The organism is Pseudomonas sp. H1_A03, from assembly GCF_054685145.1.
In genome coordinates this window covers 2,822,909-2,838,294 of the sequence record NZ_CP162829.1, presented here as the reverse complement: position 1 = coordinate 2,838,294, position 15,386 = coordinate 2,822,909, and the positions used below count along the sequence as shown (strand labels likewise).

Sequence of the window (15,386 nt, the reverse complement as noted above, 5' to 3'; positions counted from 1 at the left end):
TTCCTTAATCACGGCAGGTCGTGATGTTTGAGCCGGCAATGGCTCGCGAAAAAAGAACGGTACAAACCGTCACGGCTACCCATGACGGTTCATACCTGGCGACGCTTTCAAGGCGTAGGCAGAGCACCGCAAACGGTGTTATCGGCGTTACGACGGCTGACATAAAGAATCGTCGGTAGGGCTTGGCCCATCGTCACCCCATCGGCTTTGAGTACGGTGTAATAGAACTCAACTCGCCCCAAAACCGCTGGCTGGACATACGTGGCGAAATCCGCGACGAATTCTTCGCCATCGTGGCCCGGTAGGCTGTGATCATTTGCGACCACAATCGGAGGCAGAATTTCTGCTTCGACCAATTTGTTGGTGGACGTCAAGCCCTCTCCATACAGGGTCCAGAAACGCCTGATCGTGTCGCCTGTTTTCAGATTCACCGCATCCTTGATTCTGGTGTCGATGCCAAGCTCAACAAACTGCTTGCAACTGATCGAGCGCAAGGTGCCGCCCGCACTTACGGATTTAGGGAATTCCGCCAGTGCCAGGTTTTTCAGTTCACTGGCAAACACATCAACCAGCGTAGACAGGGAGGTGTCCATGTTGGGGTTCACACCGTTCGTCAGGCTGTACCAGACGGGCTTGTCCACTCCGTTAAGGCCTGCGGCGATGATTGCCGCAGCAATAGGGAACGTAAATGTCCCTGAGTCAATCTCCGCTTGTGTCACGATATGAGGAGTGGGGGTGAAAATCGGTATTCCGGCCCAGTAGAGCTGAAGCTCGTGCCCCGCCACCGCTCCCGTATATACATCAAATTCTGCAGTAGCGTCGCCGTCATCACCCGGTCCAATTTCGTTGGTGAGTCCTTCGGAAGAAGTTACCGTAATCAGCGGTAGGTAATCCCGGATGGGGCCGGGACCTCCAGGTTCTCCAGCGGCTGAACTGAAGTCTGCAGCCACCGAAATAGAGTTGGACCATGCTGAAGGAGTGCCGCCATCCACCACTTGGTAACGAAGGTTGGCTGTACCTGCAGCGGTGATTCCATAGGCCATGAAGAGAATGAGCCATGGAATTTCAATTTTTTCGGGGTTTGCAAGCGTCGGCTCGGATGACAATGCAACCGAGAACACGTGACCACCCAGGTCGATGTTCAGGGTTTGGCCAGGTCTATAATTGTCCCAACCAAAAATATGCACTTCCACCAATTTCAACTGCGCTTCTCGAAGGTCCCACGGTGCCGCCGGTGCCGCGGGGTCAGTCAAGTTCATCGGCTGGGGCGTTAACACATACTCAACCTCTCTCAACTTTGTCGGATAAATCGTTGAGTTCTCGGAGTAGTCAAAGTAGCGAAACGACATGTGTTCTACACGTGAGCCTTTACCGATAATCTCATCCTTACTGAGAGAAATAACGACAGGCAAATTATTAACTGGCAGATCGGTAACAACTTTTATTGGTTGCTCATCGGTTAAATCCGCATACAACCACAGTTCATCCTTAAGACGTGCAATCAAACGCCCTGGAACAGAAACATCAAGTTTGTCCCCATTCGCGGCCAACGACTCCAGCGTGACTTTCCCACCCACCGCACCGCCCTTCAGGGTCACAGCATCCAATAAAATCCCACCGGCAGGGCCAATAGTATCGACGTTCACCAGGGTAGTACCGGATTGCTCATTACCACCCGACCCCAAAGCAACCTCAGAACGTACACGATACTCTCCATGACTCGAAACATCGACGGCATTGATGGTTAATTTCAATGGCCACTCCAGATCCGCCAATGGCTTGGCTCGCTCAATAGGCTTGCCATAAGGGACATCATTCACATACATCCGAAACACATCAGGAATGCTTTGAGGAAGCGGAAAGGTATCTTCCCACATACCAACTTCAAGGTTGACGCCTTCCGTTTGCGCAACGATAGTTTTCATCAGATTAGGCGGCAAACCGTCCACTGGAGGAAGGGCATTGATAACTTCCGGATCATCCAAAGCCCGAGGTCCGGGGGGCGCAAGACCATGGGGAACAGGACTCACCAAGGGGTCGACGTACGCTTTGGTACCGCCCTCGGCTTTTGACTTCTTTGTTTTCTCGGCTGAGGCTTTTTGCGTGTTGTTCGACTTAGCCATGTTTTTATACTCCAATGAATGAGGGACTGTTCGCGTTCATCGCCCGAGACGCGAGACGAATGACAGCTTAATTAGACCTCGTTCACCCTGAATGCACAGCCTGTTAACTTTGACAGCTGCACAAACGCACAAAGTATGCTTCTAACTAACACTGCGCACAAACACCTTCCTTAATAGCAAACCCGTGGAAAAATAGATCCTTTTAACGCCAGTTAATCTAAACACCGCCTTAAATTTTAGAATCGTTTCGCTGCAAAAATCGTGTCACCGTTTCCACACAAAAAAAACAAGAGGGCTTTCGCCCTCTTTTATTGAGTCAACGTTTTAATTGCCGTCACTATGCGGTCCCAGGCACGTTCCACCACCCGGTATTTTCAAATTGACGTATATAAGTTTCCTGGAGGACAACCCGGTCTCCCCTGTTGCCTTGAACAAACGATACCGCACAACCGCCGAGCCGAAATCCGTCACCAAGCCCGGCAATGTGATCAGGCTGAATGGCTGGATGCGGATCTCGACTTGGCCTCTGTCACGATCATCCAATGTCAGGCGGTGCTCAAAAAACACATCGGTGCCACTGAAAGGCTCACCACTGCCATTTTTCGACGGGTAACTTGTCCAATATAAATGTAGGTAATCATCGATGGCGAAATGATTAAAATCCCAGCCTACGCCAATGAATACCCCCTCATAAGGTGCCGGCTTGGTCCCGCACGCAATAAAGAACTCGTCGCTGTCATTCAATAATACCGGACTTTTCAGGCCGGTCAGGGTATCGAGGTTCACCCGTACAGGTGTCGAAGGGCTGCGCTGCCGGTTTATGCCGTTGTCAGTCCAGTAATAGACTTCAGCGAAGTTGACGGACGACGCCACTGCCCAGAGCACCCAAAGGGTGATCAACTTCCCGGCCACGTCACCCGGCTGAACGTCATAGGCCGCGACGATAACGTCGTCGCTGTTCCAACACAGTTCAAGGCTTTCACCTTCTTTCGGGTTTTCAAACAATCGCACTTCAACAGGCACCGGCCCGGGGCTATCAACGGAAGTCAGCACATTGTCGCCGGTCTTGCCCTTTACAGTGGGGACGGCTAGCTTGCGATTGATTGGATCAGGCCCGCTGGGGTCCGGACCGGCTACCCTTCCATCAACTTCGTAAAAGCTGTCGGGTGATGGCTTGGAGGCTGAACCTCGCTCATACACATAACGCACACGCACTGGGTAGCGCGCCAAGAAGCCACCGGCAGCAAAAATGGCCCACGGCACACGCACGGGGATGGGCCATGTCTGCACTTCGCCAACTGTCTTGACTTCAAGAGCATGAGTGTTCCAATAGGTATAAATCTTGTCCCCTTGCTTCTGCGTCATCTACCCGAGGGATGGTGACCGCCAGCGCCTTCGGCGGCCAGGTATCTTCAAAGAGGACTACACCTGTCAGCTCAGCCAACTCAATGAAAGGACGAGGCAGGTCCGGCAATACAACCGGGAAGACCTCGAGCTTGAGTGCATCAGAAAACTGCCCCACATTGCCGCCTCGATCCTCAAGCCGGCAGGACACGAACCTGTCACCGCGACCGCTGGCACGCACGTGCGCCTCGGGAACGGTGAACGCGATGGGGGCGCCTTGCACGTGCGCTCTCGTAATGCAAAAGGTGGCAGCCTGGCTTACATCGGGAAGTGTTCCGTAATAGACGTGGATCAAATCGCCAATACGCATATCAAACCAACGCGCGAGCCAAAAAGGTATGCCAGCGTGCGTCACTAGATACTCATCTGTCACCTTGTGGCGAGCCTCGTCATCCACCTGCACATCCGGGCCAGGGTTGCCGCCATTCGGAGCGGTTTTGTCGACATTAACGAAAGTTGGAAATGAGTCGGTCGGCCCAATCAACCTCGCGCTGACATTGTAAGTCAGCCGGTGGATGCCCTCGGGCGACAAGATCGACTTGGATAAATACTGCACTAACGGAAAGTAGTCGTCAGGGTTGTACGGACCTTGAATAGGATAGGAAAGCACAGGTACGTCATCCCAACGGTACTCCACCGTTGTCACCATGTCCTCCTCATGGAGGTTGAACGGCCAGACCCGTGCAATCGTGACTTCCAGATCCTGATCATGGAGTACAAGCGGCAAGGTCCGAGCCGCTTCGTCCCACTCTAAATCCAGTGCCTGGGTAGGGTTAGGCGCGTCCAGCTCAAGTATCACAGGGTCATCGCGCACCGAGGGGCATCTGCACTTCGGGGCCGGTCGTGGCCAATGAGGGGCGCCGCCGGCCTGAGGGCTCGTTCGAATCAGACATGGTCACACTCCTTGAGCAATCAATCGAGGATCGACCCGGGCGATCAGCGCGCTCAGGTCCGGATACTTATTGAATGCGCAAAAAAAGTGCCCGGATACTGTCAGAAATAACAGGTCCGAGCCGTGACCGATGAACGGCAGTCCGCCGCCCCAAGAGACTCAGAGCGGTGGCAACACCCAATTGATCGGCGTCTCGCCATTCTGCTCAAGAAACTTGTTGGTGCGGCTGAAATGCCCGCAACCCAGAAACCCGCGATACGCCGACAATGGCGACGGGTGCACCGAGGTCAGCACCAGGTGCTTGGTGGCATCAATCAGCTTCTGCTTGCCCTGGGCATGTGCCCCCCATAGCAGGAACACCAAGTGCGGCTGATGCTCACTGACCACTTCGATAATGCGGTCAGTAAAGAACTGCCAGCCCTTGCCCGCATGCGCATTGGCGTTGGCGCGCTCCACGGTCATGGTGGTGTTGAGCATCAGCACGCCCTGGTCAGCCCAGCTTTGCAAGTAGCCATGGTTGGGGATGTCGATGTTCAGATCGCGCTTGAGCTCTTTATAGATATTCACCAGCGACGGCGGCGCCGGCACGCCCGGTTGCACCGAGAAACACAAACCATGAGCCTGGCCGGGGCCGTGGTACGGGTCCTGGCCGAGGATCACCACTTTTACCTTGTCCAGCGGCGTGGAATTGAGTGCGTTGAAAATCAGCGGGCCGGGCGGGTAGATCTCCTTGCCGGCGGCATGTTCCTGACGCAGGAACTCACGCAACTGAGCCATATACGGCTGCTCAAACTCCTCGCGCAGGGCGTGTTTCCAGCTGGGTTCGAGTTTGATACGGTCGTCTTCGGTCATGTTGAATGGTCTTGTATAAAAGAATGAGGCGAACCCTAGGAAAGCCGACTCCGCTTGTCAATTGATCTGACACACCACCGGCACTTTCCTGCGAAGCGATCATACTGATCCTTCACCTTCTCGATTGAGGTCACGATGAACCTGCACTTCGAAGAGCTGACCGGCAGCGACGGTGCCCGCATCGGCATCGCCAGCCTCGATGCTGAAAAGTCCCTTAATGCCCTCTCCCTGTCGATGATTTTGGCCTTGGGCGAACGCCTGGATGCCTGGGCCAAGGATCCGAATATCGTCTGCGTACTGTTGCGCGGCAATGGGCCCAAAGCCTTTTGCGCTGGAGGCGAAGTACGCAGCCTGGCCCAGGCCTGCCGTGAACATCCCGGCGAGGTGCCGCCACTGGCTGCGCAGTTTTTCGCCGCGGAATACCGCCTCGACTACCGCCTGCACACCTACCCCAAACCGCTTATTTGCTGGGGCCACGGCTATGTGCTGGGTGGCGGCATGGGCCTGCTGCAAAGCGCGTCGGTGCGTATCGTCACCCCGAGCAGCCGGTTGGCGATGCCGGAGATCAGTATCGGCTTGTATCCGGACGTAGGCGCCAGCGGGTTCCTGTCGCGCCTGCCGGGCAAGCTCGGTGTGTTCCTGGGCCTTACCGGCGCACATATCAACGGTCGCGACGCCCTGGACCTTGGCCTGGCCGACCGTTTCCTGCGCGATGATCAACAAGACGAACTGCTCGATGGCCTGCTGCAACTGAACTGGCAGGAACAGACCTCGATGCAGCTCAATAGCCTGCTCAAGTCGCTCGCCCAGGAAGCCGTCGATCAACAACCCGAAGCGCAATGGCTGCCACGGCGGGCGCAGATCGACGAATGGTTGGACGTAGGCGATGTGCGGTGTGCCTGGCGTGCCTTGAGCCAACTGCGTGAGCACGCCGATCCACTGTTCAGCCGTGCCGGCAAGACGCTAAGCGAGGGCTGCCCACTGACCGCGCACCTGGTGTGGGAGCAGATCGAGCGCGCCCGGCATCTGTCGCTGGCCCAGGTGTTCCAGATGGAATACACCATGAGCCTCAATTGCTGCCGTCACCCCGAATTCAGCGAAGGGGTACGCGCACGGTTGATCGACAAGGACCAGACGCCCCATTGGCATTGGCCCGATATCAATACCGTCCCAGAAAAGGTGGTGCAGGCGCATTTCAACAAGGCGTGGGACGGCCGCCATCCGTTGGCGGACTTGTCTGATTACTGATTATTGGCGCCCAAAAAAAAGCGGCGCTTCATGCGCCGCTTGCAATACTGGCCTGTCAACGGTGACCGCCGCGGCCACCTCCATGGTCGGAGCCGCGTCCATGCCCGCCATTGCCCCACCGATCGCCGCCCCACCCCTGGTTCGGATAAGGCCGGTAGCCAGCACGCGGCCCGTAGTAGCGCGGCGCTGGCTGGTAATAACGCGGTGCCGAGTAATAACGCGGTTGTGGCGCGTAATAACGCGGCGAAGGGTAGTAGTCACGGCGGTAAGGGTACGCCGCGCCACCGCCGTAGTAGTACACCGGCGCCGGTGAGGTGTAGACCTCGGATCGATAGTAGCTCTGGCCTCCATCGTAATAGGGCACACAGGCAGAAAGGGTCAGACCGAGTAAAGCACTGAGCAGCAGTCGTCGATACATGGCGGCCTCCTGGACCGCGGAAGAGCACCTCCAGCGACGCTGAAGGGCGGCATTCAGCTTTCACTGAATGACGAAATATCTGACATCAAAAACCGAATCTGGTGCGTTTCCGCAATAGCTTGATACATCTGCGCGCACTTTAACGTTTCAGTAAATTTAGCTAGCCCGAAACTTTGCCAATTGCGATGATGTCACTATGGCATCGCACGAGACCAGACAGGCTCTACCGTGCGCCCTTCGCGACTATGGCCGGACTCGACTCATGAAAATATCTACCAAACTGCTGCTTTCATTCCTTCTATGTGCGCTGGTCACCCTCGGGGTCGGCCTGCTGGGGATCAAAGGGGTGGTGCGCCTCGCCACGGCATTGGAGCAGACGTTCTCCAACAATCTGGTGTCCGTCAGCAACACGGCGGCCACCCTCAATGGCTTGGTCGCGCATAACCGGGGCCTGTACCGATTGATGGATGCAAGCAAAGGCGACGTCTCCGCCCAGGACCGCGATCGCGTGCGCCAGGACATCGCCAACGAACTTAAGCGCAGCCAGGCGGCTTACGCTACCTACCGCGCAACACCGCTGGAAGATGACGAACGGGCGGCGGGAGACAAACTCGACCAGATTTGGCCCGCTTATACCAGCAGCTCCGAACGCATCATGGCGCTGCTCGACAGCGGCCAGGTCGAACAGGCCCGCACCCAGCTCAACACCGCCAACAACGAACTCTTCCGTCAGGCGCGCGAGTTGATCCGCGTGATGATCGAATCCAATAGCCGCCAGATCAAGGAAGGCGCCGTCGCCGCCGATGAGCTGCGCGGCAGTGCGTTGGCGTGGATGATCAGTGGCATTGTCCTGGCCTTCATCATTGCCCTCACCATTGGCGTGTTGATCACCCGCCTGATCACCCGCCCTATCGCCCAGGCTGTGGAAAGCGCACAACGCATTGCCAAGGGCGACCTGACCCAGGCCATCCTCACCGAACGCACCGACGAAGCCGGGCAATTGCTGATGGCACTGGCGGATATGCAGGGCGGTTTGAAGAGCACCCTGGTGGAAATCGCCAACGCTTCCGACCAGCTCGCTTCAGCCGCCGAAGAATTGAGTGCGGTCACCGATGAAAGCAGCCGTGGTCTGACCCGTCAGAATGATGAAATCCAACAGGCCGCTACGGCGGTGAACCAGATGACCGCTGCGGTGGACGAAGTGGCGAGCAACGCCGTATCGACCTCGGAGGCTTCGCGCCAGGCCACCACCGAGGCCGAGGACGGTCGCCAGCAAGTCGAACAGGCCGTGTCCGGCATGAGTTCGATGGTGAGTGAAATCAACGATTCCACGCAATCGGTCGCAGATCTCGCCGGGCAAGTGCGGGAAATCGGCAAGGTGATCGATGTGATCCGTGGCATCGCCGACCAGACCAACCTGCTGGCCCTCAATGCCGCCATCGAAGCGGCCCGCGCGGGCGAGCAAGGTCGCGGTTTTGCAGTGGTCGCCGATGAGGTGCGTGCACTGGCGCATCGCACTCAGATCTCCACCGTCGACATCGAAAAAATGATTGGCGAAGTGCAAATCGGCGCTGATGGTGCGGTCGCGGCAATGAACAAGAGCCTGACCTGGGCCAACAATACCCAGACCCTGGCACAGAACGCCGGTGAAGCGCTGCAACGCATCACCGCCAGTGTGTCGATGATCAATGAACGCAACCTGGTGATCGCCTCCGCGTCGGAGGAGCAGGCCCAAGTGGCTCGCGAAGTGGACCGCAACCTGCTGAACATCCAGGACCTGTCCACCCAGACGGCCGCCGGTGCCAACCAGACCAATGCCGCCAGCCAGGACCTGTCGCGCCTGGCCACGTCCTTCAATGCACTGGTCAGCAAGTTCCAGCTCTAAGTAGCCTGCGCGGGGTCGGCCCTGTATCGTGCAAGGCCCCCCGGGATTGTCCGGAACCTTGCCCGATCCAGCCTGAACCTGCCGATGACCACGCCAACCCTCTGCCCTGCCTGCGGCGCCCGCAACGACTGTACCCTGGCTGACCCACGTACGGTCGACCAGGCCTGCTGGTGCTACAGCGTCACCATCGACCCGGCCGTGCTCCAGGCCCTGCCCGATGAATTGCGCAACAAGGCCTGCCTGTGCCCGCGCTGTGCCAGGGTAGATCAGCAATTGCGCGGGGCCGAGCCGACGTAATGCGGGTTGATCGTTTCCTCAGCAACCTGCCGCGCTTCAATCGCCAGCAAGTGCGTTTGCTCTTGGTTGAACGGCGCGTGTCGGTCGATGGCGTGGCTGTCAGCGATCCTCATCATGAGGTGCGCGAATTCAGCCGCATCTGCGTCGACGATGAAGTGCTCCAGGCGGGTAAACCCGCGCGCTACTTCATGCTGCATAAGCCCCAGGGTTGTGTGAGCGCCACGGCAGACCCGCAACACCCGACCGTCCTGGATTTATTGAATGAGCCCGACAAAGCCGACTTGCACATCGCCGGCCGCCTGGACTTCAACACTACGGGGCTGATGCTGATCACCAACGACGGCCAATGGTCGCGCCGACTGACGCAACCGCAGACCAAGTTGCCCAAGGTCTACCGGGTGGAGACCGAGCAAGACATCAGCCCTGAGTACGCGATTACCTTCGCCAAAGGCCTGTATTTCGCTTTCGAAGACCTGACCACGCAACCCGCAGGGCTGGAACTGCTAGGGCCGAGAACCGCTCGTCTCAGCATAATCGAAGGGCGCTACCACCAAGTGAAGCGCATGTTCGGGCACTTTGATAACAAAGTGATCAACCTGCATCGCGAGCGGATGGGCCCTTTGGTGCTGGATGCGGCCCTTGCGCCGGGCCAGTATCGGGCGCTGACTGACGACGAAATCCGACAAGTCTGACGACCGTTCGGCCGGTGATGGCGAAAAATCGGCTCATCGCCTTGCGGGCTGGCATCTCTGCTGCTTGAATCAGGATCACCAGTTTAAATATGACTGGCGAGTCGCCTATAACCTCCAAGAAACACATTGCCCCGCCCGCGCTTGATCTACGGGCCTTCCCGGCAAACAGCCCGCCATAACAACACCCGTCGGCCAGCCGTCATCGGATCGACATGGGCCTCCCACTTCAAGGCGTATGCCTACCTGTCACATAGCTCGTGCAGAGTTACCTGCGCGCCCTACCCGCTTGCCAGGAGTCTTACGACATGAGGCCAGAAATCGCTGTGTTGGATATACAGGGTCAGTATCGGGTTTACACGGAGTTCTATCGCGCGGACGCTGCTGAAAAGACCATCATCCTGGTCAACGGCTCCATGGCCACCACGGCATCCTTCGCTCAAACCGTGAAAAGCCTGTACCCGCAATTCAATGTGGTTTTGTACGACCAGCCCTACGCTGGCCGCTCCAAAATCCATAACCGCCATGAGCAGATGCTGACAAAGGAAGTCGAAGGCCAGATCCTGTTGGAGCTTATCGACCACTTCGCCGCCGAACACGTATTGTCATTTTCCTGGGGCGGCGCCGCCGCGCTGGTTGCCCTCGCCCATCGCCCTCGTCGGGTCGAAAAGGCCGTGATCAGTTCGTTCTCGCCGGTGATCAACGCCCCCATGCGCGACTACCTTGAACGCGGCGTCGACTACCTCGGCAACCTCGACCGCGACCGCGTCGGCCATCTGGTCAACAGCACCATCGGCAAACACCTGCCGTCGCTGTTCAAACGCTTCAACTACAAACACGTCAGCAACCTGGCCGAGCATGAATACGGGCAGATGCACTTTCACATCAGCCACGTGCTGAACAGTGACCGGCAGTGTTACGTCAAAGCGGCCAGGCAAATCGCCGTTCCCGTGTTGTTTGTGAACGGCGAATGGGACGAATACACCAGCGCCCAGGATGCCAAGCTGTTTGGTCAGTACGTGGCTCACAGCAGCTTCAGCACCATTCAGGCGACCGGGCATTTTCTGGATATGGAGCACAAGGCGGCGTGCCGCGACAGTCGGGATGCGGTGGTGGGCTTTCTGAAACCTGAGCGGCAGGTCAGCCGGTTGCGGTATCACCAAGGCCAGACGCAGCATGCCTTTGCGATCTGAAATGAGATCCACTGGAGGCGCGAGCGGGTGTGGGAGCTGGGCTTGTGTGGGAGCTGGCTTGCCTGCGATAGCATCAACTAAGTGTGATCGACACACCGAGGTGCCGGTATCGCAGGTAACCCACACATTTTTGAAGAAAAACTTCAAATCCAGGCGAACATCTGGTACAAAGTCAGCCGCTCTGAGCGGGTATAGTTTAATGGTAGAACAGTAGCTTCCCAAGCTTCCGACGAGGGTTCGATTCCCTCTACCCGCTCCACTCAAATTCTCGTTCCGCGTCAGGTCTGTTATTGACGGGAATGTATAAAAAACCGGTCCTATGAGGCCGGTTTTTTTATGGCTGCGATTTGAGGCATCCGTTATTCCCGTCGCGAAAACCTGTACAAATCTATATTTCTGTACAAGTATCTATTCAACACGCTGGCAATTCGCCGCGCGCGATCACGGAGCCGGGCAATGACTCGTCTACTGGTTTCATTGTGGCTGGTATTGAGTTTGAGCAGTTGCGCCAACGTTGGGGTCGAGCACTACGCTGACCAGCAGCCGCAGCTGGACTTGGAGCGTTTTTTCAGCAAGCCCGTCAAGGCTTGGGGGATTTTCCAAAAGCGTTCCGGCGAGGTCGCCAAGCGCTTTGAAGTGAACATAGCCAGCCGACGCGAGGGGAACGCCCTGATTCTCGACGAGCGCTTCCTGTACAGCGATGGCACGCGTCAACAACGCGTGTGGACGCTGACACCGGATGGCCCGGGGCGCTGGCGGGGCCGAGCAGGTGATGTGGTCGGCGAGGCAATCGGCGAAGTGGCGGGTAACGCACTGCGTTGGCGCTACCGACTCAACCTGCCCGTGGACGGCTCGGTCTACGAGGTGAGCTTTGATGACTGGATGTACCTGATGGACGAGGACACCTTGATCAACCGCTCCAGCATGACCAAGTTCGGCGTCGAATGGGGCCAGGTCACGTTGTTCTTTCGTCGCCAATAAATAACTCGCAGCGAGGCTCAATCATGAATATGCACATGCTGACTGAATTGGCGGTAAAAGGTGAAATTCGCGAGCTGGAGTTACTGTCGCTGGAGGGTGGTTTCTACATCGCGCGCGTCAGGCTGGATGACGCTGAAATGACATTGCTGGGCGATGACGCCAAGCCGCTGCGCATCGGCTCTACCACGCATTTGCGCGACCTGTTGCAACGGGTGCCGCCGTTTCCCTGCGTGCTGGTACAGCAGTGCGTGCACGATGAAATGTGCGGTGTTCGGGAAGGGCCGATCGGCGCGCTGCGCATTCCGTTTTCGCTGGCCTCATCTCTTTAAAGCGCTATGCATTTTTTGGCTCCCCTCCCCCTTGGTATGGGCGGCCTGGGAAGGCAAGCCTATGCAGTGCGCGAACGGCCTTACGCGGCTTGATCCACGCGGTCCTGCGCCGCTTCCACCAGCATCAGCCCCAACTCGATCATTTGCTGAATCGCAAGGGCCAGGTAGCGCTGTTGGGACGGTAGGGTTTCGGCGAACTCATGGGTCATGGCGCCCGCGCCGGCAATGGTTTCATAGGCGTTGGCGAGTAACGCTTCGGTGTTGACGTCGGGACGGACGCTGAACAGTTTTACGGAGGGGTCACAGGGGTCATTGCACATCTGTTGATCCTCGGTAAGGACCACCTTCCACAGCTACTAAACAATGGGTGGCGGCTGTATGCAGGTTAGTAGACCGGCGGATCAACGAAACCGGCGCACTCGAAAGTGCCCTGCGTACAGCCACCATTGAGAACAGACACCAAGATGCCTGAACGCTGGTATAGCCATACGCCGTTGATCAAATCGAGCTACTAAACCCGACCGCTGATGGGCAGCGGCAAACGAACCTTAAAGAGGTCGACCAAGGCGCACAACTCGGACGATTCTGATCGTTGTGTAGGCAATGGCGCAAGCTGCAAAAGCACATCCCAACATCGCACTGATCACTCCTCAACCATCCCCCGCTGCACCTCCCACGCCAACGGCAACGTCACCATCAACACCCCCGCCAAGACCATCATCGCCACCGGCACGCCCAATGCGTCCCCCACCCCACCAAACACCACCGGCGCCAGTGCCCCGCCGCCAATCGTGCCGGTGTAGAACACGGCAAATGCCTGCTCCCGTTTCCCTGCGCCGGCCAGGTCCGGCACGGCGCCGTACAACACTGAGGACGTGCCATTGAGCACCAGGCCCAGCACCGGCAGCATCACCATCAACCCGGCCAGTGGCAAATACACGGCGGCAATGATCAGCAACGCGGTGCTGCTCTCCGTCAGCCACACCGTCCTCATCATGCCGATGCGCGCACCAAGATAACCGCAGAGCAATTTGCCGAATGCGCCACCGATAAACAGCAGCGTCAGGGCCAGGCCAATACCGGCGGTGCCAGCCCCCTTGGCTTGCAGCACAAATGGCAGGAACGTGAGGAAACCCATGCGCACGGCGCTGTCGAGGGTGCCCGTGAGAATCAGGGCGCGCAGGCCTATGACGGAACCGGTTCCGCTGTGGGGTTTGGTCTTTTTTGTGGAGTCAGATTCGGATACTTGTGTAGGAATCAACCACCACAACAACCCCGCCGCCGCCAAACCCAGCAGTCCCAGAAGCGTGGCACTCGCGCGCCAACTGATCACCGTAAGCAGCAGTCCCACCAGTCCGGGGATCAGGGTTTTGCCGATATCGCCGCTGAAGTTGTATTGAGACAGCGCCTGCTTGATCCCACCACCGTCCTCGTAGGCATCGCTGATCATAGAGGAGGCGAGCGGGTGTTGGGTGCTGGCGCCACACCCACCCAACAGCAGCGCCAGCAGTAACATCGCCAGTCCGCTGGCCTGGCCCACCAACACGTAAGCCACGCCCGCGAGCGCGGTGCCGCCCACCAGCATCGGTACACGCCCCCAGCGCTTCGCGGCGCGACTGGCCATGAGCTGGAACACCGCCATCATCCCGGAATAGGCCCCGCGTAACAGTCCGATTTGCGCGTAGGAAAGCGCGAACTGCGCCTGCCAGATCGGCAGCAACACGTAGATGACATCGGTAAGGCCGTCATGCACGGCATGCGCACCGCAGCCGGCGATCAGCGTGCGACGACGGGTTGATGATGCGGCAGCAGGCACCTCGACGGTATCGTTCATGGCGTCGGAGTCGGTTCAGGTTCAAGGGGCTTCCAACCCGTCAGGGCAATCAGCAAGGTCAACACCTGGAAGGTCATAATCAGCGCCACGCACCCGGCCCAGCCCCAGCGTTCCCAGATCAAAGCCGGGATAATCGCACCGCAACTTCCGCCCAGGTAATAACACGTGAGGTACACGCCCACGGCGCCTGCTTTGTTGTCACGGGCGGTAGCGGTGGTGAACGCGTTGGCGGCTGCCTGGGCGAGGAATACGCCGGTGGAGCTGAGGGCCAGGCCCACAACGATGCACCATAAGGAAGGCACTAACGTCAGCGCTGAGCCGGTGATGCCCAGCACCGCAGCCACGCACAGCAGTTCGGCGTGAGGTCGGGCTTTACTGAGGCGACCGGCGACGGGGATCACGACCAGCGCCAGCAGGAACACGATGTAAAGCGTGCCCAACGCCGCAGGCCCCAAGTTGAATGGCGGTAATCCGAGGTACAAACCGGCGTAGGTAAACGCTGCGACTTGGGAGAACAACACGCAAAAACCTACAGCGTAAGCAGCCAGCAAAGGCTTGCGAAAAACGGCTGAGAAAGAGGTTTTAACCTTCGCCGTTCGCGCACGATTGATCGGCAACAAGAACTGGATAAATCCACCCACCATCAGGCTCAGCACCGCCAGCAACTCAAAGGCTTCGCGCCAGCCCACGTATTCAGTCATCACACCCGTGACAAAACGCCCGGCGAACCCACCCAGTACGGTGCCTGCCACATACAGGCTGGTGACCTCCGTCACCGTGCCGCCACTCCAGCGGTCGCCGATGTAAGCCACGCTGGTGGCAAACACCACCGGGATCAACATGCCTTCGACAAACCGCCACACGAGCACTTCGGCAAAACTGTCGGCATAGGCGGTCATCAGCGCCGGCACCGCCAACAGCAATGCCGCCACGCTGATCACCGTGCGTTGCTCAAAGCGCCCGGTCAGTCGGCTGACAAACGGTGCAGTGATCGCCACGGCCAGCGTCGTCACGGTGATACTCCACCCCGCCGCCTTGGCGCTGACCTGAAAGTTCGCGGCAAAGGTCTGCAGGATGCTCTGGGTGGCATAGAGGTTGAGGAACGCCGCGCAGCCACACAGGAACAGGGCAAGGCGGGCACAATGCAGGCGCGGTTTCATGAAACCTCTCGTTTTATTTTGTGAGGTCTTTATAGAATGGCCGGCGGGTCTTAAACCAATACCGATTTCTGAACCGATCGA

15 protein-coding genes and 1 tRNA gene are annotated in these 15,386 nt (G+C 58.0%); 8 read left to right on the top strand and 8 right to left on the bottom strand.

The genetic code is table 11. The features are described from left to right. Positions 1-107: 107 nt before the first annotated feature. From AB4O35_RS13070 to ung, 4 genes are all read right to left on the bottom strand, one after another. Positions 108-2,123, bottom strand: a complete 2,016-nt coding sequence (locus AB4O35_RS13070; RefSeq protein WP_065882091.1) for a hypothetical protein — start codon at positions 2,121-2,123, stop codon at positions 108-110. A gap of 324 nt (positions 2,124-2,447) precedes the next feature. Beyond that, positions 2,448-3,488, bottom strand: coding sequence for a hypothetical protein (locus AB4O35_RS13065; RefSeq protein WP_460149622.1), 1,041 nt, complete (start codon positions 3,486-3,488; stop codon positions 2,448-2,450). Next, on the bottom strand, positions 3,433-4,341 hold the full coding sequence (locus AB4O35_RS13060; RefSeq protein WP_460149621.1) for a hypothetical protein: 909 nt from the start codon (positions 4,339-4,341) through the stop codon (positions 3,433-3,435). The genes AB4O35_RS13065 and AB4O35_RS13060 overlap by 56 nt, the downstream gene beginning before the upstream one ends. A 237-nt stretch (positions 4,342-4,578) precedes the next feature. After that, positions 4,579-5,271: a uracil-DNA glycosylase gene (ung, locus tag AB4O35_RS13055; RefSeq protein WP_065874744.1), complete on the bottom strand. Its 693-nt coding sequence runs from the start codon at positions 5,269-5,271 to the stop codon at positions 4,579-4,581. 135 nt (positions 5,272-5,406) lie between these two features. Here ung and AB4O35_RS13050 point away from each other — a divergent pair, with 135 nt between their 5' ends. After that, complete coding sequence (locus AB4O35_RS13050) at positions 5,407-6,519, top strand: enoyl-CoA hydratase/isomerase family protein (protein WP_065882085.1); 1,113 nt, start codon at positions 5,407-5,409, stop codon at positions 6,517-6,519. Positions 6,520-6,574: 55 nt separating this feature from the next. Here the strand turns inward: AB4O35_RS13050 and AB4O35_RS13045 are convergent, their stop codons facing one another. Continuing rightward, entirely contained in the window at positions 6,575-6,937 is a 363-nt protein-coding gene (locus AB4O35_RS13045; RefSeq protein WP_065882083.1) for a hypothetical protein, read from the bottom strand. 262 nt (positions 6,938-7,199) lie between these two features. Here AB4O35_RS13045 and AB4O35_RS13040 point away from each other — a divergent pair, with 262 nt between their 5' ends. The 7 genes from AB4O35_RS13040 (at position 7,200) to AB4O35_RS13010 (ending at position 12,311) form a co-directional block, all read left to right on the top strand. Next, positions 7,200-8,822: a methyl-accepting chemotaxis protein gene (locus AB4O35_RS13040; RefSeq protein ID WP_065874742.1), complete on the top strand. Its 1,623-nt coding sequence runs from the start codon at positions 7,200-7,202 to the stop codon at positions 8,820-8,822. 84 nt (positions 8,823-8,906) lie between these two features. Beyond that, entirely contained in the window at positions 8,907-9,119 is a 213-nt protein-coding gene (locus AB4O35_RS13035) for a cysteine-rich CWC family protein (RefSeq protein ID WP_065874741.1), read from the top strand. Next, positions 9,119-9,811, top strand: coding sequence for a pseudouridine synthase (locus AB4O35_RS13030; protein WP_065874740.1), 693 nt, complete (start codon positions 9,119-9,121; stop codon positions 9,809-9,811). Before AB4O35_RS13035 ends, AB4O35_RS13030 begins: the two co-directional genes overlap by 1 nt. A 305-nt stretch (positions 9,812-10,116) precedes the next feature. Continuing rightward, positions 10,117-11,001 carry an alpha/beta fold hydrolase gene (locus tag AB4O35_RS13025; protein ID WP_065874739.1) on the top strand — a complete coding sequence of 295 codons (885 nt, stop codon included), beginning with the start codon at positions 10,117-10,119 and terminating at the stop codon, positions 10,999-11,001. Between the two features lie 185 nt (positions 11,002-11,186). Next, a tRNA-Gly gene (locus AB4O35_RS13020) sits at positions 11,187-11,260 on the top strand. A gap of 197 nt (positions 11,261-11,457) precedes the next feature. Next, positions 11,458-11,982 carry a DUF3833 domain-containing protein gene (locus tag AB4O35_RS13015; RefSeq protein ID WP_065882081.1) on the top strand — a complete coding sequence of 175 codons (525 nt, stop codon included), beginning with the start codon at positions 11,458-11,460 and terminating at the stop codon, positions 11,980-11,982. Positions 11,983-12,005: 23 nt separating this feature from the next. Then, on the top strand, positions 12,006-12,311 hold the full coding sequence (locus AB4O35_RS13010) for a DUF6482 family protein (protein ID WP_065874727.1): 306 nt from the start codon (positions 12,006-12,008) through the stop codon (positions 12,309-12,311). Between the two features lie 80 nt (positions 12,312-12,391). Here the strand turns inward: AB4O35_RS13010 and AB4O35_RS13005 are convergent, their stop codons facing one another. The 3 genes from AB4O35_RS13005 to AB4O35_RS12995 all read right to left on the bottom strand — a co-directional run bounded on the left by AB4O35_RS13005 (position 12,392) and on the right by AB4O35_RS12995 (position 15,305). After that, complete coding sequence (locus tag AB4O35_RS13005; protein ID WP_065882079.1) at positions 12,392-12,631, bottom strand: DUF6124 family protein; 240 nt, start codon at positions 12,629-12,631, stop codon at positions 12,392-12,394. 323 nt (positions 12,632-12,954) lie between these two features. Continuing rightward, positions 12,955-14,145, bottom strand: coding sequence for an MFS transporter (locus tag AB4O35_RS13000; protein ID WP_065946172.1), 1,191 nt, complete (start codon positions 14,143-14,145; stop codon positions 12,955-12,957). After that, the gene (locus AB4O35_RS12995) at positions 14,142-15,305 is read right to left on the bottom strand and encodes an MFS transporter (RefSeq protein ID WP_065882075.1); all 1,164 of its coding nucleotides are present in this window, start codon (positions 15,303-15,305) and stop codon (positions 14,142-14,144) included. The genes AB4O35_RS13000 and AB4O35_RS12995 overlap by 4 nt, the downstream gene beginning before the upstream one ends. Positions 15,306-15,386 lie beyond the last annotated feature (81 nt).